This is a genomic window from Marinomonas sp. GJ51-14 (assembly GCF_055808695.1).
In genome coordinates, this window is sequence record NZ_CM147879.1 from 1,841,079 (window position 1) to 1,863,462 (window position 22,384).

Here is a 22,384-nt window from a genome sequence, read left to right on the forward strand (position 1 = left end):
GACCAGACTAATCTTTATAGCTCAGAGGATTTAGCGACATGAATGCCCCAACAAGTGCGATTCGAACACACAAAAATTTAACAACACCTCAGTTGGTTGAAAAAGCCCTTCTGAATAATGAAGGAGTTCTTGCTGATAATGGAGCTCTGGTCGTTGAGACAGGCGCGCGTACAGGGCGTTCTCCGATGGATCGTTTTATTGTGGAAGAATCGTCTAGCAAGGGTAATATTCAGTGGGGGGCAGTTAATCGACCATTTCCTGAGGCTAAATTTGCGCCTTTGTGGAATAGAGTGACGGATTATTTAGACAATCGAGAATCGTTTGAGTCAAACCTTCATGTTGGTGCCGGGGATGAATATTATTTACCCGTGATTATGCGCACTGAAACAGCATGGCATCAGCTGTTTGGTCGTAATTTATTTATACGCCCAGAAACCTATAATCCTTCAATGAAAGGAGAATGGCAGATTTTAAATGCACCAAATTTTGTGTGTGAACCTGAGCGTGATGGAACTAATTCGGACGGTTGTGTCATTTTGAACTTTGCTGAGCGAAAAGTGTTGATCGCGGGTATGCGTTATGCGGGTGAAATGAAGAAAGCGATGTTCTCTGTGCAAAACTATCTATTGCCAGCACACGATGTGTTACCAATGCATTGTGCCGCAAATGTAGGTTCTGATGATGATGTTACTTTGTTTTTTGGCTTGTCAGGTACGGGGAAAACGACCTTATCAGCTGATCCTGAGCGTTTCTTGATTGGTGATGATGAGCATGGTTGGGGTAAAGATACGGTTTTCAATATAGAAGGTGGTTGTTACGCTAAAACAATTGATTTGTCTAAAAAGAATGAACCTATCATTTGGGATGCGATTAAATTCGGGGCCATCGTAGAAAATGTTGTATTAGACGCTGAAACGCGAGTGGCGGATTATGCGGATACATCATTAACTCAAAATGGCCGTGCAGGTTATCCTCGTGAACATATAGAGAAACGAGCGGCAGGTAATCGCGCCGGAGAGCCGAATGCGATTATCTTTTTGACTTGTGATTTGACTGGTGTCTTGCCACCAGTTTCTATTTTATCTAAAGAAGCGGCGGCTTACCATTTCTTAAGTGGTTACACTGCACTGGTTGGCTCTACTGAAGTTGGTGCGGGAACAGGTATTAAGTCTACCTTCTCTACTTGTTTTGGTGCACCTTTCTTTCCTCGTGCTGCCGATGTGTATGCGGATCTTCTAATTAAGCGTATTGAAGAGTTCGGTAGTCAAGTTTACTTGGTAAATACTGGTTGGACGGGTGGAGCACACGGTCAAGGTGGTAAGCGCTTCAGTATCCCAACGACCCGTGCAGTTATTACAGCAATTCAATCTGGAGCTTTGGTCGGAGCTAATACTGAGCATTTAGATGATGTGAATTTAGATGTGCCAACCGAGGTGCCAGGTGTCGATACCCTGTTGCTTAATCCACGAAAAACTTGGTCTGATCAAGTGGCATACGAAGAGCAAGCGAAGAATTTGATTGCTCAGTTTGTGGAAAACTTTAAGAAATTCGATACTGTATCAGAGGCTATTGTTAAGGCTGGCCCATCACTATAGACTGTTTTCTTTCCGGTTATTCACAAAAGCCGTGCATTTTGCACGGCTTTTTTGTTTTTGATCGTTTTATAAGCTAGCGCTTCATACCGTAAATAATGTAATCTTTTGTATATGTTAATAGATAGCCATTGTCATTTTGATTTTGATGTGTTTGACGATCAACGTGATGAGTTGATGTCACGGTGCTTGAAGGAGGGGGTGTTGGGTTTTCTTATACCGGCGACAACCTATTCAAGCTGGTCTAAATTACAGACACTTGTCGCACGTTATCCACAATGGCGAGCAGCCTATGGATTGCATCCTTATTTTTTGAGGGAATCATTGTTAGCGGAAATAGATTTACTTGGGGATCAATGCGAGAAAGCTCATGCTATTGCTGTTGGTGAAATAGGTTTGGATGATTGGCCGGGTTCTGTTGATATGGATGTCCAAATTAATTATTTTTCTCGCCAGTTGGTGGTTGCTAAGTCATTAGATTTACCTGTGATATTGCATGCTAGAAAAAGTTATGACCTTGTTCTTAGGTGTTTACGTGAGACTGGATTTAAATGCGGAGGTATTGTTCATGCGTTTAACGGTAGTCTAGAGCAAGCGAAACGCTTTATTGATTTTGGTTTTGTTCTTGGAGTAGGGGGAACCATTACTTATCCTAGAGCAAAAAAGGCACATCGTGTTTTAAGTGCTTTAGACAGTAGTGCATTTGTACTAGAGACGGATTCTCCTGATATGCCGCTTAATGGCTTTCAGGGACAAATTAATACGCCACTTTCTATTCCTATTGTTGCAGAACATGTTGCGCAAATAAGAGGAGAAACGGTAGAGCAGATTACGGCGCAGACGTATGATAATCTACATAGGATTTTTCCTAGGTGGCATGAGGGGTTGCTTTGAATACAGTACAAGATATTAATGCGTCAATTCGTATACTTCTTTTAGGGAGTACTACAGAAGTTGGTTCGTCACTATTGCAACTCTCTGAAGGAAAGAATGAGTTTGAGTGGTTATGTCCAGAAGAATCCGTTTTGTTAGGAGATGGTGCAAAAGAAGAGTTAGATGCTCTGCGGTTTGATGTGGTGATTGATGCGTTAAGTTTGCGGTATGCTCTACAAGATGATTATGGGAAATTTCAATCGACTTTACGTCATTTGAGCAATAGGGAAAATACACCTTTTATAATGATTAGTAGTGCCAGAGTTTTTTCTGGAACTAAAGATGCGCCTTATACGGAAACTGATGAGCCTGATAGTAGAGAATCTTATGCTCTTGCTTTAATAGAGGCTGAATCAATTGTGCTAAGTCATCCTGATAATATTGTTCTGCGAACAGGGTGGTTATTTAGTGGCCAAGGTGATGACTTTGTTTGTCGAACACTGGGTTTAATTCAAGATGGCGTTAATCTTGCTTATAAAGATGACTTGATTGGTAGTCCTACACCGATTTCTGATTTAGTTAGGGTTATTTTTTCAATGGTTAATCAAGGGCACTATGGTTCAGAAAATAAAGGTGTCTATCATTATTGTTGTGCTGAAGAGATTAGTTGGATTGGTTTGGTTGAAGCAATTTTAGCTACATCTGGCCAGTTTGATCCAAAAGCGCAGGTGGAAGTTGAAGCGATTGGGGATGAATTTTCGGATACACAAGAAAGTGTGATGCGAAGACAGTCGTTATCTTGCCGAAAAATATTTAATCACTTTGGTATTAAACAGCGCCCATGGCGTTCGAAGTTAAGAAACTTAGTGAAAGGATTATATCAAGCAAGTTAGTAGTCAATGGGTGACTGCATATAAACGTAAAAGTAGGAGGTACTGTGTATAAGCTTAATTATAAAGCAATCATGTTGGTATTCTTGTTTCAAATACTGGCGGCCATTGCTTGGTATTCTTTAGCGCCTTCTTTGTCATTCTTAGAAGGTGCTATTAATAATACTGGTGATAAGCCTCAGTATCCTTCTATAAGTGTACTAGTACTTTTTGCTTGTTCTATTTTTATACATGTGCTTTTTGTCGCTTGGCTTTTGGTTCGAGTTAAAGGAACTTCGGCTTTTGGCCGCTTTTTTTTAGTGCTAGGAATATGGTTATTTATAATAGTGCCAAATTATGTTGTTTTAAATTTATACTTGAATCTTAGCTCGTTAGAGAGTGTGTATCTGCTGTCTTACGGAGTAATTAACTGTTTAATAGCCGCATTGATATTGCCTTTTTGGCGTTCTTCTCGGTCTATATTTAAAGACTAGTTTTACTTTTTTAATTCAATATATCGCTACTATTGGCTCATTCTTATATGGGTCCATAGTGGCGATTTTTTTGTACCACTGAAAAATGATGTACCTGATTGTTTTTATAGATATGTGAAACTGTCATTGACAGAAACTTTCTTATCTCTAGAATACATTTGATAATTGTTTCTATTTAGATTTATGGGGGGTTGATGTGTTTTCTTCAGTATGGCGTTTTGCACTAATCGGTGCGCTTTTATCTTTGGTGTCAGTTGCTTATGCTGATATGTCAGTAGAGCATTCACAAGGAACAACTCAGGTGAAAACGCCGTTAGATACTGTTTTGACCTATGATTTAGCGACTTTAGATACCTTAGATACTTTGGGTGTGCAAGTTACAGGTTTGCCGCAAGCGGTATTGCCTGAAAGACTGAAGAAATACCGCTCAGATAAATACATTAATATTGGCTCTTTATTTGAACCTGACTATGAAGTCGTGGCTTCACTTCAGCCTGACCTTATTGTTATTGCTAATCGCTCATCTAAAGCCTACAAAGATCTTAGTGCCTTAGCTCCAACGATTGATTTAACTGTCTGGGGAGATGGCTTTATTGATCAATTTAAATCTATTACTCGCACTTTAGGCAGATTGTTTGATAAGTCTGACATAGTAGAGCAGCGTCTTAAAGTACTAGACCAAGACATCGCAAGAACGAAAAAGCTTGCAAAATCGTCTGGAAAAAGCCTGATCATTATGACCAACGGCGGTAAATTGAGTGCATACGGAAAAGGTTCACGATTTGGTTGGTTGCATACTGAATTAGGTTTTGAGCCTGCAGTGGCTGAGTTTAAAAAAGGTCCTCATGGCGATCCTATTTCTTTTGAATATCTGTTAGATGTTGATCCGGATGTTATTTTTGTTGTCGATCGTGATGGTGCTATTGATGTCGCAAATGGTGCGGCAAGAGCCACATTGGATAATGATTTAGTGAAGCGTACTAAGGCATATAAAAACAATCGTATTATTTATTTAGATTCAGCAAATTGGTATGTGGTTGTGTCAGGGTTAAGCACGGTAGAACAAATGGTTGCCGAAGTAGCGAAAGGTGTCTCTAATTAACAGAGTGCTGTTTTTGCAAACTATTTCTTTATTTTAAGTGATGTAAATGACAACTACTTGGTATTTATGGCCTTTAGCTACCTTGGTGTTGCTTCTGTTGGTTGTAGTGAGTTTACTGATTGGAGTGGCTGACTTCTCATGGTGGGTCGACTCTGAGCGAGATAAACAGATTTTGTTTATTAGCCGTATCCCGAGAACACTTGCCTTAGTGTTATCGGGTATGTCTCTTGCTGTTGCGGGTTTACTAATGCAAATGTTAGTACGTAACCGCTTTGTTGATCCTGGGACAACGGGTACATTAGAATCAGCCATGTTAGGCCTGTTATTAATTGCTTTGTTTGCTCCTGAGTTAAACGTGTTTGTTAAAATGCTTATCGCAACGGCATTCGCTATGCTGGGGAGTTTTCTTTTCCTCGGACTCTTACGAGCCATTCCTTTACGCTCTCCTGTCATGGTGCCTCTTGTTGGAATTATGTTTGGTGGCGTTATTGGTTCAGCCACGCTTTTTTTAGCTTACCGTTATAATCTTATGCAAGCCTTGTCTAATTGGACGAACGGTGATTTTTCTGCTGTTTTACGTGGTCGGTATGAGTTGCTATGGCTTGGCGCGGTGTTGACTATTGTTGGTTATATTGCCGCCAATCGTTTTACTCTACTCGGTTTAGGGCGTCATCAGGCGTTAAATTTGGGGCTGAATTATCGTTCTATTATGTTGCTGGGTTTAGTGATTGTGTCTTTTATGTCGTCAGTGACTGTGGTGACTGTTGGTGTGGTTCCTTTTCTTGGTTTGATTGTGCCAAATGTTATTAGCATTCTAATGGGAGATAATTTACGGCGTAGTTTACCTTGGGTCGCTTGGCTGGGTGCTGTCTTAGTTTTGTTTTGCGATATTGTGGGCCGTGTCATTCGATATCCTTATGAAATACCCATTGGTACGGTAATGGGGGTTTTAGGAAGCGCTTTGTTTATTTATTTGCTATTGAAACGGACTCAAGCCACACATGATTAATGTTAATTTGAGTCCAGCAACTCGTTTAGTCATCGCTACTGTTGTTTCTATTCTTGCTATCACTGCTTTTTTGACCCTAAACGTGCGTGCCAGTTGGGCTTTTACTCTGCCTTTTCGTGGAGAAAAGGTCGTTGCCATTATTTTAGTTGGGGTAGCTATTGCGTTTTCCACCGTGTTATTTCAAACCTTGACCCATAACCGTATTTTGACCCCAGGTATTATGGGGTTTGACGCTTTTTATATGTTGCTGCAGTCCCTAATGTTGTTAGGGCTTGGGCGGATTGCTTTTGTTCAGTTGCACCCTCAGCTTAAATGGTTGGTTGAAGTTTTGGTGATGACTGGGGCCTTATGCGGGCTTTATTACTGGCTGTTTTTACGTCAAAAGCGCGATTTACCCGTTTTGATCTTGGTTGGAATTGTACTTGGTGTTTTATTCCGCAGCCTAAATAGCTTGATTGGACGCATGATGGATCCGGTTGAATTTGATGTTTTGCAAGATTTTATGTTTGCTAGCTTTAATCGAATCGATGGTTCTCTTTTAGGAATTGCTGGCAGTCTAATGTTGCTTGTTTCTGTTTGGTTATGGCGACAGCGTTATTTGTTGGATGTGTTACAACTGGGTGATGATGCGGCGATTAATCTTGGCTTGAATCGCCGGTCTTTGACCTTAAAGCTGATTATGGCGATTGCATTTTTGGTGTCTGTATCGACCGCATTAGTTGGACCTGTGACTTTCTTTGGGATTCTTGTCGCAAATCTTGCTTATGCCATATGTGGTAGTCATCAGCATCGCTTTGTTATACCTATGGCGGCTTTGCTTTCTATTATTACTTTAGTTGGCGGTCAGGCAATTTTAGAATACGTTCTAAAATTTGGAACAAGTTTGAGCATTGTTGTTGAATTTATAGGCGGAGTGTTTTTTCTAATTTTGGTTATGAAGCAAGGTCGAAGATGATTGAGGTTCAGTCAGTAAATAAATATTACAGTAGTTCGCAAGTGTTGAAAGACGTTAACTTAACCTTGTCTGATCAAGGAGTAACGGCCTTGATTGGTCCTAATGGTGCCGGTAAATCAACATTGTTAGGAATCATGAGCCGATTGCAGACCGCAGATTCAGGGCGAGTCGCTATCGACGATTTAGATGTACATCAAACGGATAATGCGGTTTTGGCTAAAAAAATGGCCATTTTACGCCAAGATAATTCAATGAGTCTGCGTCTTACTGTCTATGATTTTGTGGCATTCGGACGTTTTCCATATAGCCAAGGTCGGTTAACAAAAGAAGATTTTGAGCACATTGATAAGGCGCTTTATTATCTAAATCTACAGGATTTGAAAGATCGGTATTTAGATGAGTTATCTGGTGGTCAAAGGCAGCGTGCCTGTATTGCGATGGTACTTTGTCAGGATACAAAATACCTATTGCTTGATGAGCCTCTTAATAATCTAGATATGAAGCATGCTGTGGATATTATGAAACTTATTCGACGCGCTGCGGATGAGCTTGGAAAGCAAGTTGTTGTGGTGTTACATGACATTAATTTCGCATCTTGTTATGCCGATAGGATCATTGCAATGAAAGAGGGGGCGGTAGTTTATGACTGCTCACCTGAAAAACTCATGACTGTTGATATAATGCGTGATTTATATGATATCGACATGAGCATACATCAAATTCAAAATCGCTCAATTGGTTTTTATCATTTATAAGCAAAGCCATATTCAGTTAGGCTCAATATTAGTCAATAGATAAAAAATGCCTCCTTTCTTATGTTTAAGATTAGAGGCATTTTTACGTAAGATACAACTATTGTGATCTGGCTAGATTACTTTAGATCAGAGAAGTCGTTTTCTAAATTAAGGCTGACAGGAATGTCATAGCTAGGAAGACGGATTTCTTGATTACTAATATCTAGGTCTTCTCCGCCAAGTACATTGAAGCCAAACTTGTAGATAGGTAGGGCTTCGCCTTTAATCGCGGCTTGGTTATAGTTTTCTGCAGATTCTGCAACCTGCACATTTTTAGATCTATAATCATCCATTTGTGCTGAGCTATAGCGCTTACTCAGCATTTTCATTACTTGATTTGGTGAAAGCAAGACCGCTGTTGCATTATTGCCGCCAAACCCTTTTGAGTTTAAAAGAGCAGCTTCAAAATAGTCTTTTCCATAGGCTTCATGTTCAAGTTGGAATTTAAGGCCATCTTGGTAGACATCATCCGCTACTTCTTGTGATGTTGTGATGCCGGGTAAAATACCGTCCTTCCAAACACCTAAAGATAGATGAAGTTGATCACCGCCAGCTGTTCCCTGAGAGTGACCTAAGAAAGCTTTTATTGCAACAACTGGCATATCAGATGCACCGAAGCTGGTGGCTGCTTTACTTAATACATGAGATTCCGTCACTCTATTCTGAGGTGTGCTGGTTCCGTGAGCCTGAATGAAAGTGCGTTTTGTTAAACCTTCATTACCTATTATGTTTTCTAGGTAAGCCATAGCTTTACTCATGGTCAAGTAATTGCCAATTCCTGGTGCTGAAATAGACTTTTTGTGACCATCTGCATGAGAGAATACCGCTGGGATGGCACCAAAAATTTCAGCACCCAGTTCAATGGCGAGCTCATCATCCATTAATAATGTCCATTGGCTAGATTCACCGATAGTGAAACCACAGTTTTGTGCAAACGGGCGGCAACTACGTGTGTGGTCAGGTTCTTCTTGATTACTTATTTGATCTAACGCAAGTAATGCTGTGTCTTCAGCTAATGCGCCCATGGTACGGAAGCCTTCAATGATTTCCGGTGTAATTGGGGCGTCGCTACCACCCACCATGGCAACACGGAATTTTCCGCTTTTGATACCATCGATGGCTTTTTCTAGATTGAAAAAGTAGGTTGCACAAGCACCAATTGCTGTTCCTACGCTGCCAACACTACCTAAAATGTAAGCGTTAACGAAGTCGGCTGGCATTTGAGCATAACCAAGAGGTAGGTGTTTTGATGTAGTACGTTTGCCCATTAATGCAGACTTCAACATTCCACCAAAACCAAGGTCGTCCATTTGGCCTATGGAATTTGCTGCATAGACAGCCATTTGATCTGGTGCCACCTTACTACGAATAGTTTCCCAATCAATACCACTGCTCTTAATTGCGTCAGATGCACCATACACTGTCATTTGTAGGCCGCGTGGATGGTTTCGACTTTGATACAATTTTGAAGGATCGAACCCTGTAGGAAGCTGACCTGCTGATTTGACAGAAAGGGCGCGAGTATCTTTGATGAAAGTCTCTAAATTTCCATCAACTGTTACTTCGCTCAGAGTGTCTGATATTTCAGTAACTTGCCAATTAGTCGGACGGTCTTTTGGTAAAGAACGTGTTTTTGTCGTGAAACTTAGTTTTTCTTTTGAATGGTTTGCACTCAAGGTCGCTGATTTATGAAGAACAACATGGTCAACATCAAATAAACTTGGGTGAATTCGACGAATTAAGGTGCGCGCCAGTAAAGAGTCACCAATTCGATCAACAAGGGAAGCGGAATCTAGTTCTTCTCCAGTGTCTGTATGCCACATACCGTTTTTGTGCTCAGCCATGTTGGTCAGAGTCGCAAGGTCTAGTATCACGTCTTGCTGAATTGAACTTGGGAGAAGATCAAAGACAATACGGCGATATGCTTGATGGGAAGAGGTACGACCAGCCGAATTGATTCCGCCAAAGCCAACAATAACAGGTAAACGGGCCAATTGAATTTCCTCGTTTGATGAGTGGGTAAAATGTTACGGTATTGTAATGAAGGGGGGCGCTTCGCCACCCCACAACGGGTAATTTCATAACAGAAGTTTGTATTTGACTACATTTTTGTTGGTATAAGGCTGTTTTAACAGTGGTATTGCTTACTGTTGCTCAGTTTTTACCTGTGAATTATTAAATCGCCACAACTTGTTGTAATTGATTAAACCTTCAATTTCTTTTACGTAGTCAATGCCTCGTTGAGAGTAATGTATTAAACCATGAACAAGAGCTAATCCTGTGATTGTTGATTTTTCTTGTCTAAGTTTGGCACGAGATTCTCTTAACTGACGATACGCTGCGTTGCTATTTAAGTTATCTATATAAGCAAAAACAGACTCTCTAGCATCATGAAACTTGCGAACTTCATGGTCTGCATCATTGTCTCTAGATTCAGGTACTAAACCACAACCTTTACGAAAGCACCATTGGCCGAAGAAATTATTTCCTTTCGTCGCAAAACGTGATGTGCCCCATGCCGATTCATTTGCTGCTTGAGCTAATACAAGAGATGCAGGAATAATGTCTAAACGGTGTAATAAAGTCTTTATGTCTTCTTTTGAGTAATTCTCAAGTTGTTTAAGCTTGTGATATTTTCGTAATGTAGAAAGCCATTCTTTGTCATCTTTAGATAAATTTTTCTTACTACTAAGAAGCGTATTAATACGCTCGCGATCTTTTAGAATGAGAGTGTTTTTCTCATCTATAAAGGGTTTTAGGTAGTTGAAAAATGCTTTTTTTCGCTCTTTAACATCTGTGATTGCTGCAAAATCTGGTGCTGTAGCTTGAACTGGATGAGACAAAAAGTAGCTTTTCTCATAAGGAGAAGCGTCTTCTGAATCTTGGGAGTCATTTGACTCCACTACTTGATCTTTATCTAGGTCAATTTGATCATTACTAAATGGGTCAACTTTAATCAATAAAATTGCGATTAGTAAAAACGATATGATCCAAAGTATTTTCTTATCCATAAATAACTACGAGTCCCAAATGTATTTTTATCAAAGGCTTTACTTATAAAATGATTTTTAAAATGCCACTTTGTGTAAGAAGAAAGTCATTATCCTTAAAAAATGCTTACATTAATAGATTATAAACTAGGCTTCTTTAATTTGCCTTAATTCCTTTTGTGTATAAAAAACAACCATGATAGATGTGTCTAAGTTATTTCTAGTGGGTTCGCCACTTTAGTATGACTTTCTTTAGATGGGATAAAGATTGTTGATGAAGTTTGGCTTTATTCAAGGCAATATGTTGATTATGTTTAATCGAATAGTTCGATGGGTCTGATTTTCTTATGTCTGAACGTTTAAGTTCGCTACTTGTACCATTTTTTATCTTACTCTTTAGTGTATATGCTAGTTTGAACGTTAATCTGTTACCTCCTTTATGGGCTGGTTTACTTCCTCTGTTACCGCTTATATTAGCTGGTGTTGCTGTGTTACTTGCTTGGCACTTCAATAAAGGCCGAGTACTCATTCTTGTCTTATTACTTTTAATTCCCAAATTATATGGAGACTCCGATCAAGACGCTTCGTTAACTGCTTATCTTGTTGTTTCTTGCTTTTGTATTGCTCTATTGAGCTTTGTCCCTGAGAGAGGCTTTTTTAATCGTTTCGCGGTCAACCGAATTCTTTTTGTATTGATGTTAGTGAGCTGGTGCTATGCCATTGAGCGTAGCTGGATTTCTTTCGCTTTTTTAGAGTACAGTTTTTTATATTCATCAATCACTTGGTCTACTGTCTTACTTTGGGGTGTTCTTATTGTTAGTTCCTTTGCAATAGGTGCTGCTTGGTGGTTGAGTGGTGATACTTTCAGGGCGTGTGGATTGATTAGTATCATAAGTTTGTTGATTATCAGTCATTTCTCAATTTTAGATATTCAGTTTGATGCCTTATTATCCGCACAGTTTCTATTGTGGATTTGGTTTTTATTAATGGAAAGCCATCGTATGGCTTATCTGGATGATATGACTAAGTTACCTGGTCGGCGAGCCTTAAATGAACGTTTAGTTGGATTATCGAAACAATATGCTATTGCCATGGTTGATATTGATCATTTCAAAAAATTCAATGATACCTACGGTCATGATATGGGTGACAAGGTGCTTAAAAGTGTTGCCGCTCAGCTCAAACGATTTTCAACACCGGGACGGGCTTTTCGCTATGGTGGAGAAGAATTTACGATTGTATTTCCTAACAAAGCTGCAGATCATGTTGAAGATACATTAGAACAGGTGCGCCAAGAAATCGAAGGTGCTTTGGTTGAAGTGTTTGACCCTAAAAAGAAAAAAGACATAAAAGTTAATGTAACAGCGAGCCTTGGTTTTGCTTTTGCCTCTACGGGTGAGGAGCCAAGCTCGGTGTTAAAAAGAGCGGACGATGCTCTGTATTTATCAAAAAAGAAGGGGCGAAATCGTGTATCTAAATCGCCGACACCTAAAAATTGATCGATCGGTCAGTTTTTTCTCTCCTACCTATTGCACTGTCAAAACACCTGTTTATAATCATCGAATAGATTTTTAAAAAGGCAGCACTTTATTTATTAAGATTCTTTAAGGTGAATCTTATCGATTGAGTGTTATCTTTTTCGGTTGTTATTTTTATAACATCCGGCGGTGATCTTTTATCATCGAAACAGAACATTGATAGTATCTCTATCAATAACAGCGCCAACGTGGTGTAGCAGTTAGCCTAGTGACGAATGCCTATAGTCACTAACGTCTCTGCTACGAGGGGAAATGGGGAGCTTCGGCTCCCTTTTTTTATGCCCAATTTCTGTAATCACTTCGTGCCTATTCTAAAAAATGTTATTCTTCTCGCGTATTGCTAAGGATGATGATGCAATATGAGTATCCCCTTTAGTAGGTATTTGATCAGCGAGGCTAACCCTTGAGCGAAGTTAAACGACCAAAAGATCAGTTGAAATCTCATATACGAGCGCAAAACCAAGAGCTTATTTTAGAAACTTCAGAGCGTGTTTTTGCTCGACAAGGTTTAGCCAAAACCACCACCCAAATGATTGCTGATGAAGCTGGTTTGCCTAAGGCTAATATTCATTACTATTACCGTTCTAAAAAAGATTTATTAGAAGCAGTGTTGGGACGTATTCTTCATCTTTGGCTAAGCTCTGTTAGCGAATTTAATGTTGATGATGGGCCACAAAGAAATTTATCGCGTTATATCAGTGAAAAAATAGAACAGTCTCGCCTCAATAAAAATGCATCGAAAGTTTTTGCTATGGCATTGATTGGTGAAGAAGAGTTTGTTTTAGATTATTTAAGGCGTTTGTTTGTTACCGAATTAGCTAGAGAAAAAGCAACCATTCAAATATGGGTAGATAAAGGGTTAATGGCACCAGTTTCCACAGAACACCTTTTTATTAGCATATGGGCAATGACTCAGACCTATGCGGATTTTGATGCTCAAGTTAAAATCATGTTGCAAAAAGAAGAGCTAGAAGAATCGGACTACGAGGAAGCAAAGCAATTTATCACACGTATGGTATTGGCTGGGTGTCGAATCGAAGAGGTTGAAATATGACATTAGAAAGCGGCATTACATTTTTTCTGGCAATTTTTATTTTTGGTATTACACCTGGTCCTGGTGTGTTTGCTATCTTGGCAAGAAGCATGACAAAAGGAGCTAGGGCTAGCATCTCGTTGTCTATAGGAATGATCTTAAGTGATATAGGTTATTTGGTAATGGCCTGTTATGGCTTGGCCGCTATCGCGTCAGCTTGGGAAGGTGTTTTCTTGGTTATTCGTTATGTTGGCGCTGCATATCTTATGTATTTAGGTTGGAAAATGTGGGTGTCATCTGTTTCTGCGCCTTCAGGGGAAGATACTCTGGAGTCACATAATGAGATTGGAAGTTTTATACAAGGTTTTATGATCTCGGCGTCAAATCCTAAAGTTATATTGTTTTATATTGCTTTTTTGCCGACTTTTATGGATTTAACAGTACTAAAAGGTCCTGATATTATTTTGGCTGCTACACTTACTTTTGCCGGCTTAATGCTTGGATTAACCATTATTTCAGTAAGCGCATCTCAAGCAAGACGTTTTATGAGATCTGAACGTTCTATGAAAACGCTTAATAAAACAGCTGGTGGGATTATGGCAAGTGCTGGTGCATTTTTGGCGTTAAAGAGCTAGCTGAAAAATAAGTGCTCACTCTATGTACATGATTATTTTTCTGCGTAAAAAAGCCTCTTTTTTCATTAGAAAAGAGAGGCTTTTTGCTACGTAACCAGTTATTAAATAGATAGTTATTATAAGTGTTTAGCGAGTACCGTAAATGCGGTCTCCAGCATCACCAACACCCGGGCGAATATAAGCGTGTTCGTCTAACCCACGGTCGATCGATCCAATGTACATAGCAACATCTGGATGAGCTTTTTTGAATGCTTCAATGCCTTCTGGAGCTGCAAAAAGACAGATGAAGCGTATGTCTTTCGCGCCCATGTCTTTCATTTTATCGATTGCCATAATGGCAGAGTTGCCTGTCGCAAGCATTGGATCCACTACGATAATAGTGCGTTCATTCACTGAATGAGGCATTTTTAGGTAATATTCGACTGGTTGTTTTGTTTTAGGATCGCGATATAAACCTACATGACCAACACGCGCGGAAGGAGACAGTTTAAGAACGCCTTCTGCCAACCCATTACCTGCTCGCATGATTGTTACGATACAAAGTTTTTTGCCTTTTAGTGCCGGACACATGGCTTTTTCTAACGGTGTTTCGATTTCAATATCAACTGTTTCTAAATCGCGTGTTGCTTCATAACCGATTAGCGTTCCAAGTTCTTCAACTAACATGCGAAATTCGCGAGTACTGGTGTTTTTATCTCGCAGGCTAGTTAGTTTGTGTTTCACGAAGGGGTGTTCTATTACGAAGATGTCTTGGTAGGTGCTAAGGAGTTCATCGCGAGTCATTGGCCTTTCCTTTTTATAAACTAAAGAGAGTGATGTTGAAGAGGTGTCGATATTCATATGATAACACTAAGTGAGAATCGACCAAATAACTAATCCTGTCTCTTAGGTTGGTTTTATCAAGTGAGCAAGTATTTTGAAAAATAGGAGGAGGTATTGTTTTCGTCGATATCGTCATTACATAAGAGATAACAAACATAATCAGATAGATTTTGGTCTCTCTGAAAAAGAGCTTTATTGAGAAACTAATTATGAATGATGACGAACAATATTCAACTATAGAAGAGAATGATTTGGTGTCGGAAGAAGAGGTGGTTGTCAATGATCCAAAAGGGTTAGCGCTTCCTGATGATGTGTTACCTGAAACTTTATATATTCTACCAATTTCCAGTCGACCTTTTTTTCCAGCACAAATTCAACCAGTTATGGTCGATGCTGATAAATGGGAAGATACGTTAGAGCGTATTGCTGAACATCCGCAGGCTGTTGTTGGTTTAGTTTATGCCGATAAAAAAGGTAATAAAGACCCTTCTGTTGATTTATTTCGTGCTGTTGGTTGTGTAGCGCGTATGCATAAAGCTGAGAAACAGAATGGTAAATTAACCTTTCTGGCGCAAGGAATTAAGCGCTTTGAAGTAGTTGAATGGTTAAATGATACTTCCCCTTACTTAGCTCGAGTTCGTTATATCAGTGATTTAAAAACGAATGATGATGAGTCAAAAGCCTATTCCATCGCAATTTTGGATGCGATTAAAGAGTTAATTCGCTTAAATCCTTTATTTAGTGAAGACCTTAAACAGTACCTTGGTCGTTTTTCGTTTAATGAGTCTGGTTTGTTAGCGGATTTCGCGGCTTCTATCACTTCGGCTGAGTCCGATGATTTGTATGATGTGTTGGCGACGATTCCCGTTCAAGCTCGTATGCGTTTATCGCTTACATTGTTGAAAAAAGAACTTGAAATTGCACACTTACAAAACGAAATAAGCGCAGAAGTAAATGATAAAATTAGTAAGCATCAACGTGACTTTTTCCTTAAAGAGCAATTGAAAATAATTCAAAAAGAACTCGGTATTTCGAAAGATGACCGTACTTCTGATGTAGAAACCTTTGAAGCCAGGCTAGAGGGTAAGGTTCTTACCAAGGCTGTCAGTGAAAAAATACAAGATGAACTCCATAAACTGAGTATTCTTGAGACAGGTTCTCCAGAATATGGTGTGACACGAAACTATTTAGATTGGGCGACATCATTACCTTGGGGCGTTCACTCTAAAGATAATCTCGATATTAAACTTGCCCGGGATGTACTTGAATCTCATCATGCAGGGCTTGGTGATATAAAAGATCGTATCGTGGAATTTTTAGCGCTAGGTGCACATCGTGGTGAAATGGGGGGCTCTATATTACTTTTAGTTGGTCCTCCAGGTGTTGGTAAAACCTCAATCGGTAAGTCCATTGCGGAATCCTTAAATCGTAAATTCTACCGATTTAGTTTAGGGGGAATGCGTGATGAAGCTGAGATAAAAGGGCATCGACGTACTTATATTGGTGCATTACCGGGTAAGTTTGTACAAGCACTAAAAGACGTGGAAGTTGAAAATCCTGTGATTATGTTAGATGAAATAGATAAAGTAGGTTCATCTTTTCAAGGCGATCCAGCATCCTCTTTGCTTGAAGCATTGGATCCTGAGCAAAATAGTGAGTTTCTTGATCATTATTTGGATATGCGTATTGATTTATCGAAAGCCTTATTTATTTGTACAGCGAATCAGCTTGATACCATTCCATCACCTTTATTGGATCGCATGGATGTAATTCGTTTGTCGGGTTACATTGGCGATGAAAAGCTCGCCATTGCTAAACAGCATTTGTGGCCGAAGCTGCTTAAGAAAAATAAGTTACTCAAGAAACAACTCAATATTACGGATGCCGCATTGCGTCATATTATTGAGCATTATGCTCGTGAAGCCGGTGTGCGAGGTTTGGATAAACTCTTGCAAAAAGTGTTACGTAAATGTGTTGTTGAATTAATAACGGGTGAAAAAGAACACATCAACGTCGGAGTTAAAGATGTAGAGGTCTTGCTTGGAATGCCTTATTTCCGCCCTGAAAAAACTTTGCAAGGGGTTGGGGTTGTAACCGGTTTGGCTTGGACTTCAATGGGGGGGCGACTTTACCGATTGAAGCAAACAAGGTGCATGAACTAACGCGAGGCTTAAAACTCACGGGTAAACTGGGTGATGTGATGAAGGAATCGGCTGAAATTGCTTATTCTTATGTTTTCTCTCATACGAAGAGTTACCAAAAATCCCCTGAATTCTTTGATAAGTCATTGGTGCATTTGCATGTGCCTGAAGGTGCGACCCCGAAAGATGGCCCAAGTGCGGGTATTTCTATGGCGACGGCTTTACTGTCGTTGGCGAAAGGGGAGCCTGTTCGTCGAGGATTAGCCATGACGGGAGAGCTAACATTAACAGGACAAGTGCTCGCTGTGGGGGGATTCGAGAAAAAATCATTGCAGCAAAACGTAGTAAGATTAATGAAGTGATTTTACCTGAGCCAAACCGTCGAGATTTTGAAGAATTACCAGATTCGGTAAAAGAAGGTATGACGGTGCATTTTGCCGAGCGTTTTACTGATGTGGAGAAAATCGTATTTAATCGTGAAAATTCCTCCATACATTAAGCTTATCGATTAAGTAATGATTCTCTCAAAAGGCGAGTCATGAGAAAATAAGGAGCCGGACAAGAGCTAGCTTGTCCGGTTTTTTATTTTTAGCACTGTATTTCTAGACCGTATTTTTTAGGAGATAAAATGCCAAGTCCGGCAAAACTTACGCAAGGCTCAACCTTTAAGCATGTTGCTGTCATGTCGATGACAGGTGCGTTTGGGCTGATGTGCATGTTTATTGTCGATCTGATCGATATGCTTTTTCTTTCGATGCTAGGCGAAAAAGAAGCGGTTGCTGCGGTAGGTTTTTCTAGCGCGATTATGTTCTTTACTATTTCATTAAGCATTGCTGTATCTATTTCTGCGACGGCGTTAGTTTCAAAAGCAGTAGGTGAGGGCGATATTGAGCTGGCCAAACGTCGAGCTGTGAATGTATTGGCATTTGGCATCGTTTTTTCTTCTATTGTTGTTTGGTTATTATGGCCAAAAATTCCTCATATTCTCCTGTTTGTTGGTGCTACAGGCCTGACGTTAGATTTAGCAACCGGTTATCTACAAATTCTTATTCTTGGTATGCCAGCCGTTATGATTGGTATGATTGGCTCAGGAATTATGAGAGCCCTAGGGGATGCTCGTCGTGCTATGTATGCGACGCTGATTGGTGGTTTAATTAATGCTGTACTTGATCCTATTTTTATTTTCGGATTTGGTTTAGGTGTTCAAGGCGCTGCGATTGCTTCTCTCATTGCTCGTTTTTCTATGGTCGCTGTATCGTATTACGGTGTGGTTTATGTTCATAAGATGTTGGCCGAATTCGACTTGATGGATTTCTTCAAAGATGTGAAATGTATCTCTGTTATTGCTGTTCCTGCAATGTTGACGAATATGTCTTCACCATTGGCGAATGCTATTGTCATGGAGCATGCATCTTTATTTGGTGATGATGCTGTTGCTGCTGTCGCTATTATTGGACGTGTTATACCTGTTGTTTTTGCTGGTGTGTTTGCTTTGTCTGGTGCTGTTGGGCCGATTTTAGGGCAAAACTATGGTGCTGGTCGTTTTGATCGAATGCACAGGGCAATGAGCAGTGCTGTTATTTATGCGTTTGGATATTGTGTGGCCTTGTGTATTGTCTTGTATCAAATGCAAGATTGGTTGGTTTCTGTATTCAGTGCAACTCAAGAGAGTGCGGACCTTATTCGTTTCTTTGCAACCTTTGTGTCGTTTAGCTTTTTCTTTCAAAGTTTGTTATTTATCGCTATCGCTGCTTTTAATAATTTAGGCAAGCCTTTTAATAGCACCTTGCTTAATTTTGGTCGTGCAACGTTAGGTACTTGGCCTTTGATTACTGTTTTTTCTTTGTTTATGGGCGCTGAGGGAATATTATTTGGACAAGCAGTTGGGTCTGTTATATTTGGATGTTTAGGCTTTTATATGGCGAGAAACTATATTACGGAATTAGAAGAAAAAGAGGCTAGAGATATTACCCCAAGCCAGCACCTTAATTACGATGAAATGCTTTGATTTAGGTTCTCTTTAATCTTTGCTTCGAGTAGCCCAAAGCAAAAATTCTTGGTTACCGTCACCGCCTTTGATTGGACTTTCGATATAGCATTGCACATCAAACCCTAGGGCTGTCACAAAAGCTTTAATCTCTTCTGTTAACTGGCTCACACGTTTCTTATCTTTAACAATACCTCCTTTACCAATGAATGCTTTTCCTACTTCAAACTGTGGTTTGACCAATGTGATTAAATGCCCCGTTTTACGCAGTAGCACTGGTAGTTGTGGAAGAATTTTAGTTTGAGAGATAAAAGACACATCCATAACAACCAGATCAAATCCATTTTCTGGGAAGTGTCCTTCTAAATCATCCATACATAGGCTGCGTGCGTTAATACCTTCTAAGCAGGTAATTTGTTCATGGTTGTGCAGGCGAGTATCTAATTGTCCATGACCTACTTCAACACCTACAACATGAGCTGCCCCATGTTGAATAGCGCAGTCACTAAAGCCTCCGGTTGATTGGCCGATATCTAAAACGTGGAAGTCTTTAATATCCAGTTGAGTATGCAGTAATGCGCCTTCTAGCTTTAATGCCCCACGAGATACATACTTATCTGCTTCATTGATTTTAATATTGAGTTGAATGTCGATAGGGAGTTTTAGGCTGGGCTTGGTGGCTTTGAGCCATGTTTCGTTTTGTTTGTATGATACTCGTCCTTCACTGATAAAGGTTTGCGCTTGCGAACGTGATTTAGCAAGACCTTGTTCAGTAAGTATCAAATCAATTCGTAACATAAAAACACCCGATTGAAGGAAAATAAGTGAGATATTAACAAAAATTGAATAATCAAAGTAGATATTGATAGTACATAAGGAAGGTAGACGTTGATTAAACAGGGAAACTCTACTTCATCATAATTAATGATTGTCTAAGGAATGCTTATGTCATTAAAAACATTAATAAATAGCAATGAATTGAATACCCTTACAGATAAAGCCAGCGTGATCGTGTTGGACTGTCGATTTTATCTTACGGATCATGGTAAAGGTAAAACTGAGTATGAGAAGGGGCATATTCCAGGCGCGATTTTTGTGGATGTTCATCATGAGTTAGCTGCACCAGAAAGTGAGCTGACGGGCAGACATCCCTTGCCTAATGAAGCTGACCTTTCCAAAAACTTACAAAAATGGGGAATAAAACCTGACAGCCAAGTTGTTGTCTACGACGACATGGGAGGTGCCATTGCTGCTCGCGCTTGGTGGATGTTAATTCAACAAGGGATTGATGTCAGAGTATTGAACGGTGGTTTCCCCGCATGGTTAAAATCGGGTCTTCCAGTGTCATTAGCCTCTGAAACAGCAAAACCTGTCGATTATAAGTTTGATGTGGCTTTTCCTTGGGAGGTGAGTGAACAGGCTATTGTTGAAAACTTTGAAACAAACCAGTTCCAGTTAGTTGATGCTAGAGCGTCAGATCGCTTTAACGGTGAAAATGAATCTATTGATCCTGTTGCTGGACATATCCCAGGAGCTATAAATCGCCCGTTCTCCGATAACTTAGATGTCACTGGTTGTTTTAAACCTGCTGAACAACTGCACGTGGAATGGCAAGATTGGTTATCTGGTGAGAGTAAGGATTATGTTTATTATTGTGGCTCAGGCATTACTGCTTGTCATAACGTACTGGCGTTAAACTATGCTGGAATAGAAGCAAATCAAGTCTATGTTGGCTCTTGGAGTCAGTGGGCTAAGCGGATGTTGAGAGCAGCTTCTTTGTAATTTAATTCTTTGGTGATGTTGGTATAAAGAAGAAGCCCTCAAGTGAGGGCTTACTAATAAGCTATTTTGGTGTCACTCCTGCCATAAATATTTGTACTTGTTGATGGTTCTCACCCCAGATGTGGGATTTTATTGCTAGTAAAAAATGTTCAGCTTCTTTTAATGTAACAATGCCATCCATTAATTGAATACCGATTCCTTCTTGAGTGAAGAAAAAATACCACGTGTGATTGTCTATGATGGCTTCACCTTCACCATTGTTGTAACTGACTTGACGGAAACTGTAGTTACTAGGAATAAAGCAAGCAAGCTCATTTTTCGCTTCCCCATAGTTTAGATCTGGAATGTAACCTTGACGATCAACTAGTTCAAACTTCATATAGAACTCCTTATTTTTAAATTTAGAGTAGCTCACGTAGTCTTACTTTGCTGTTTTTCTAAGAAAAATATATAAAAAAATTAAACTAAGCATTTTTAATTTCTGGCTAGGCTGTAAAATAATGTTTATTAAAGATAAATTTTTGTTTGATACGATAAGGTGAAGCTTAATGAAAATAGCAGTGGCAGGTACAGGGTATGTAGGCATTTCTAATGCACTGTTGTTAGCAAAATATAACCAAGTTGTTGCATTGGATATCGTATCTGAAAAAGTAGAGATGCTTAACAATAAAAAATCACCAATTGAAGACAAAGATATAGAGCGTTATTTAGCGGAAGAAAAGCTTGATTTTGTTGCAACACTCGATAAAAAAGAAGCTTTCATTGGGGCAGATTATGTCATTATTGCCACACCAACAGATTATGACCCAGAGACTAATTATTTCAATACAAGTCATGTCGAATCTGTTATCCAAGACGTCATTAAAATTAATCCTAATGCCATAATGGTGGTTAAATCCACAGTTCCTGTTGGGTTCACTCAGTCCGCAAGTCAAAAATTCGCCACTAATAACTTATTGTTCTCTCCTGAGTTCTTACGAGAGGGAAAAGCACTCCATGATAATTTATATCCTTCCCGAGTGATTGTTGGTGAGCAATCAGATAGAGCACAGGTATTTGCTGATCTTCTTGTGCAAGGAGCTGAAAAAACAGACGTTGATGTTTTGTTAACTGGCTCTACTGAAGCCGAAGCCATCAAGTTATTTGCGAACACTTACCTAGCAATGCGAGTTGCGTTTTTTAATGAGTTAGACAGTTATGCCGAATCTCATGATCTAAACAGCCGACAAATTATCGAAGGTGTTGGGTTGGACCCTCGCATTGGAAGTCATTACAACAACCCTTCATTCGGATACGGTGGCTATTGCCTCCCTAAAGATACAAAGCAACTGCTTGCTAACTACGATAAGGTGCCGAACAATTTAGTGCGAGCTATTGTTGATGCTAATGTTACCCGTAAAGATTTTGTTGCGGAGTCGATTCTTAAGAATAACCCAAAAGTCGTTGGTATTTATCGTTTGGTTATGAAAGTAGGTTCTGACAATTTTAGAGCGTCTGCTATTCAAGGTGTTATGAAGCGTATCAAAGCGAAAGGTGTTGAAGTTATTGTGTATGAACCAGCTTTGCTAGAAGATAACTTTTTTAACTCTAGAGTTATTAAGAATCTAGATGAGTTTAAAGCAATTTCAGATGTAATCGTTGCTAACCGTATGACTGACGATATGATTGATGTGAAAGAAAAAGTTTACACTCGCGATTTATTTGGTGTGGATTCTTAGGGGTCATGCCGTAGTTATGAAAATACAGATACATCAATCTAAAAGGATTT

Annotated in this window: 19 protein-coding genes and 1 pseudogene; 15 read left to right on the forward strand and 5 right to left on the reverse strand. The window is 39.6% G+C overall.

Annotated elements, in window-relative coordinates; genetic code table 11:
• Positions 1 to 38: 38 nt before the first annotated feature.
• The 8 genes from AC0L3Y_RS08860 to AC0L3Y_RS08895 all read left to right on the forward strand — a co-directional run bounded on the left by AC0L3Y_RS08860 (position 39) and on the right by AC0L3Y_RS08895 (position 7,649).
• Positions 39 to 1,595 (forward strand): phosphoenolpyruvate carboxykinase, encoded by a 1,557-nt coding sequence (locus tag AC0L3Y_RS08860; RefSeq protein WP_473470532.1) that lies wholly within the window; start codon positions 39 to 41, stop codon positions 1,593 to 1,595.
• Positions 1,596 to 1,706: 111 nt separating this feature from the next.
• Positions 1,707 to 2,486 carry a TatD family hydrolase gene (locus AC0L3Y_RS08865; protein ID WP_473470533.1) on the forward strand — a complete coding sequence of 260 codons (780 nt, stop codon included), beginning with the start codon at positions 1,707 to 1,709 and terminating at the stop codon, positions 2,484 to 2,486.
• On the forward strand, positions 2,483 to 3,358 hold the full coding sequence (locus tag AC0L3Y_RS08870; RefSeq protein WP_473470534.1) for an SDR family oxidoreductase: 876 nt from the start codon (positions 2,483 to 2,485) through the stop codon (positions 3,356 to 3,358). Before AC0L3Y_RS08865 ends, AC0L3Y_RS08870 begins: the two co-directional genes overlap by 4 nt.
• Positions 3,359 to 3,402: 44 nt before the next feature.
• Entirely contained in the window at positions 3,403 to 3,828 is a 426-nt protein-coding gene (locus tag AC0L3Y_RS08875; RefSeq protein WP_473470536.1) for a hypothetical protein, read from the forward strand.
• A 196-nt stretch (positions 3,829 to 4,024) separates the two neighbouring features.
• The gene (locus AC0L3Y_RS08880; RefSeq protein ID WP_473470537.1) at positions 4,025 to 4,930 is read left to right on the forward strand and encodes a siderophore ABC transporter substrate-binding protein; all 906 of its coding nucleotides are present in this window, start codon (positions 4,025 to 4,027) and stop codon (positions 4,928 to 4,930) included.
• 46 nt (positions 4,931 to 4,976) lie between these two features.
• Entirely contained in the window at positions 4,977 to 5,939 is a 963-nt protein-coding gene (locus AC0L3Y_RS08885; protein WP_473470538.1) for an ABC transporter permease, read from the forward strand.
• Entirely contained in the window at positions 5,932 to 6,894 is a 963-nt protein-coding gene (locus tag AC0L3Y_RS08890; RefSeq protein WP_473470539.1) for an iron chelate uptake ABC transporter family permease subunit, read from the forward strand. The genes AC0L3Y_RS08885 and AC0L3Y_RS08890 overlap by 8 nt, the downstream gene beginning before the upstream one ends.
• Positions 6,891 to 7,649 carry an iron ABC transporter ATP-binding protein gene (locus AC0L3Y_RS08895; RefSeq protein ID WP_473470540.1) on the forward strand — a complete coding sequence of 253 codons (759 nt, stop codon included), beginning with the start codon at positions 6,891 to 6,893 and terminating at the stop codon, positions 7,647 to 7,649. Before AC0L3Y_RS08890 ends, AC0L3Y_RS08895 begins: the two co-directional genes overlap by 4 nt.
• A 116-nt stretch (positions 7,650 to 7,765) precedes the next feature.
• Here AC0L3Y_RS08895 and AC0L3Y_RS08900 read toward each other — a convergent pair whose 3' ends face one another.
• Together AC0L3Y_RS08900 and AC0L3Y_RS08905 are read right to left on the reverse strand one after the other, a co-directional pair.
• On the reverse strand, positions 7,766 to 9,682 hold the full coding sequence (locus tag AC0L3Y_RS08900) for a beta-ketoacyl synthase (RefSeq protein WP_473470541.1): 1,917 nt from the start codon (positions 9,680 to 9,682) through the stop codon (positions 7,766 to 7,768).
• Positions 9,683 to 9,832: 150 nt separating this feature from the next.
• Positions 9,833 to 10,699 carry a glucosaminidase domain-containing protein gene (locus tag AC0L3Y_RS08905; protein ID WP_473470542.1) on the reverse strand — a complete coding sequence of 289 codons (867 nt, stop codon included), beginning with the start codon at positions 10,697 to 10,699 and terminating at the stop codon, positions 9,833 to 9,835.
• Between the two features lie 392 nt (positions 10,700 to 11,091).
• Between AC0L3Y_RS08905 and AC0L3Y_RS08910 the strand changes: the two genes are divergently transcribed.
• The 3 genes from AC0L3Y_RS08910 to AC0L3Y_RS08920 all read left to right on the forward strand — a co-directional run bounded on the left by AC0L3Y_RS08910 (position 11,092) and on the right by AC0L3Y_RS08920 (position 13,884).
• Positions 11,092 to 12,177 (forward strand): GGDEF domain-containing protein, encoded by a 1,086-nt coding sequence (locus AC0L3Y_RS08910; RefSeq protein WP_473470544.1) that lies wholly within the window; start codon positions 11,092 to 11,094, stop codon positions 12,175 to 12,177.
• 442 nt (positions 12,178 to 12,619) lie between these two features.
• Complete coding sequence (locus AC0L3Y_RS08915; RefSeq protein WP_473470545.1) at positions 12,620 to 13,270, forward strand: TetR family transcriptional regulator C-terminal domain-containing protein; 651 nt, start codon at positions 12,620 to 12,622, stop codon at positions 13,268 to 13,270.
• On the forward strand, positions 13,267 to 13,884 hold the full coding sequence (locus tag AC0L3Y_RS08920) for a LysE family translocator (protein ID WP_473470546.1): 618 nt from the start codon (positions 13,267 to 13,269) through the stop codon (positions 13,882 to 13,884). Before AC0L3Y_RS08915 ends, AC0L3Y_RS08920 begins: the two co-directional genes overlap by 4 nt.
• A 126-nt stretch (positions 13,885 to 14,010) precedes the next feature.
• Here the strand turns inward: AC0L3Y_RS08920 and upp are convergent, their stop codons facing one another.
• Positions 14,011 to 14,667: a uracil phosphoribosyltransferase gene (gene upp, locus AC0L3Y_RS08925; protein ID WP_473470547.1), complete on the reverse strand. Its 657-nt coding sequence runs from the start codon at positions 14,665 to 14,667 to the stop codon at positions 14,011 to 14,013.
• Positions 14,668 to 14,915: 248 nt separating this feature from the next.
• Here upp and lon point away from each other — a divergent pair.
• Positions 14,916 to 17,346, forward strand: a pseudogene (lon, locus tag AC0L3Y_RS08930) (endopeptidase La).
• Between the two features lie 129 nt (positions 17,347 to 17,475).
• A complete protein-coding gene (locus AC0L3Y_RS08935; protein WP_473470549.1) occupies positions 17,476 to 18,855 on the forward strand; it encodes an MATE family efflux transporter in 1,380 nt (459 codons plus the stop codon).
• Positions 18,856 to 18,867: 12 nt separating this feature from the next.
• On the opposite strand, the gene AC0L3Y_RS08940 is transcribed toward AC0L3Y_RS08935, so the two are convergent.
• The gene (locus AC0L3Y_RS08940; RefSeq protein WP_473470550.1) at positions 18,868 to 19,632 is read right to left on the reverse strand and encodes a TlyA family RNA methyltransferase; all 765 of its coding nucleotides are present in this window, start codon (positions 19,630 to 19,632) and stop codon (positions 18,868 to 18,870) included.
• 147 nt (positions 19,633 to 19,779) lie between these two features.
• Between AC0L3Y_RS08940 and AC0L3Y_RS08945 the strand changes: the two genes are divergently transcribed.
• A complete protein-coding gene (locus AC0L3Y_RS08945) occupies positions 19,780 to 20,616 on the forward strand; it encodes a sulfurtransferase (protein ID WP_473470551.1) in 837 nt (278 codons plus the stop codon).
• Positions 20,617 to 20,677: 61 nt separating this feature from the next.
• Here the strand turns inward: AC0L3Y_RS08945 and AC0L3Y_RS08950 are convergent, their stop codons facing one another.
• Positions 20,678 to 20,995 (reverse strand): hypothetical protein, encoded by a 318-nt coding sequence (locus tag AC0L3Y_RS08950; protein ID WP_473470552.1) that lies wholly within the window; start codon positions 20,993 to 20,995, stop codon positions 20,678 to 20,680.
• A gap of 169 nt (positions 20,996 to 21,164) precedes the next feature.
• Here AC0L3Y_RS08950 and AC0L3Y_RS08955 point away from each other — a divergent pair, with 169 nt between their 5' ends.
• Positions 21,165 to 22,334: a nucleotide sugar dehydrogenase gene (locus tag AC0L3Y_RS08955; RefSeq protein WP_473470553.1), complete on the forward strand. Its 1,170-nt coding sequence runs from the start codon at positions 21,165 to 21,167 to the stop codon at positions 22,332 to 22,334.
• The last annotated feature ends 50 nt before the right edge of the window (positions 22,335 to 22,384 follow it).

Coding starts and splice junctions, on each gene's coding strand:
- AC0L3Y_RS08940 (WP_473470550.1), bottom strand. CDS start 19,632: ATGTTACGAATTGATTTGATACTTACTGAACAAGGTCTTGCTAAATCA.
- AC0L3Y_RS08955 (WP_473470553.1), top strand. CDS start 21,165: ATGAAAATAGCAGTGGCAGGTACAGGGTATGTAGGCATTTCTAATGCA.
- AC0L3Y_RS08935 (WP_473470549.1), top strand. CDS start 17,476: ATGCCAAGTCCGGCAAAACTTACGCAAGGCTCAACCTTTAAGCATGTT.
- AC0L3Y_RS08905 (WP_473470542.1), bottom strand. CDS start 10,699: ATGGATAAGAAAATACTTTGGATCATATCGTTTTTACTAATCGCAATT.
- AC0L3Y_RS08950 (WP_473470552.1), bottom strand. CDS start 20,995: ATGAAGTTTGAACTAGTTGATCGTCAAGGTTACATTCCAGATCTAAAC.
- AC0L3Y_RS08890 (WP_473470539.1), top strand. CDS start 5,932: ATGATTAATGTTAATTTGAGTCCAGCAACTCGTTTAGTCATCGCTACT.
- AC0L3Y_RS08920 (WP_473470546.1), top strand. CDS start 13,267: ATGACATTAGAAAGCGGCATTACATTTTTTCTGGCAATTTTTATTTTT.
- AC0L3Y_RS08860 (WP_473470532.1), top strand. CDS start 39: ATGAATGCCCCAACAAGTGCGATTCGAACACACAAAAATTTAACAACA.
- AC0L3Y_RS08945 (WP_473470551.1), top strand. CDS start 19,780: ATGTCATTAAAAACATTAATAAATAGCAATGAATTGAATACCCTTACA.
- AC0L3Y_RS08885 (WP_473470538.1), top strand. CDS start 4,977: ATGACAACTACTTGGTATTTATGGCCTTTAGCTACCTTGGTGTTGCTT.
- AC0L3Y_RS08895 (WP_473470540.1), top strand. CDS start 6,891: ATGATTGAGGTTCAGTCAGTAAATAAATATTACAGTAGTTCGCAAGTG.
- AC0L3Y_RS08865 (WP_473470533.1), top strand. CDS start 1,707: ATGTTAATAGATAGCCATTGTCATTTTGATTTTGATGTGTTTGACGAT.
- upp (WP_473470547.1), bottom strand. CDS start 14,667: ATGACTCGCGATGAACTCCTTAGCACCTACCAAGACATCTTCGTAATA.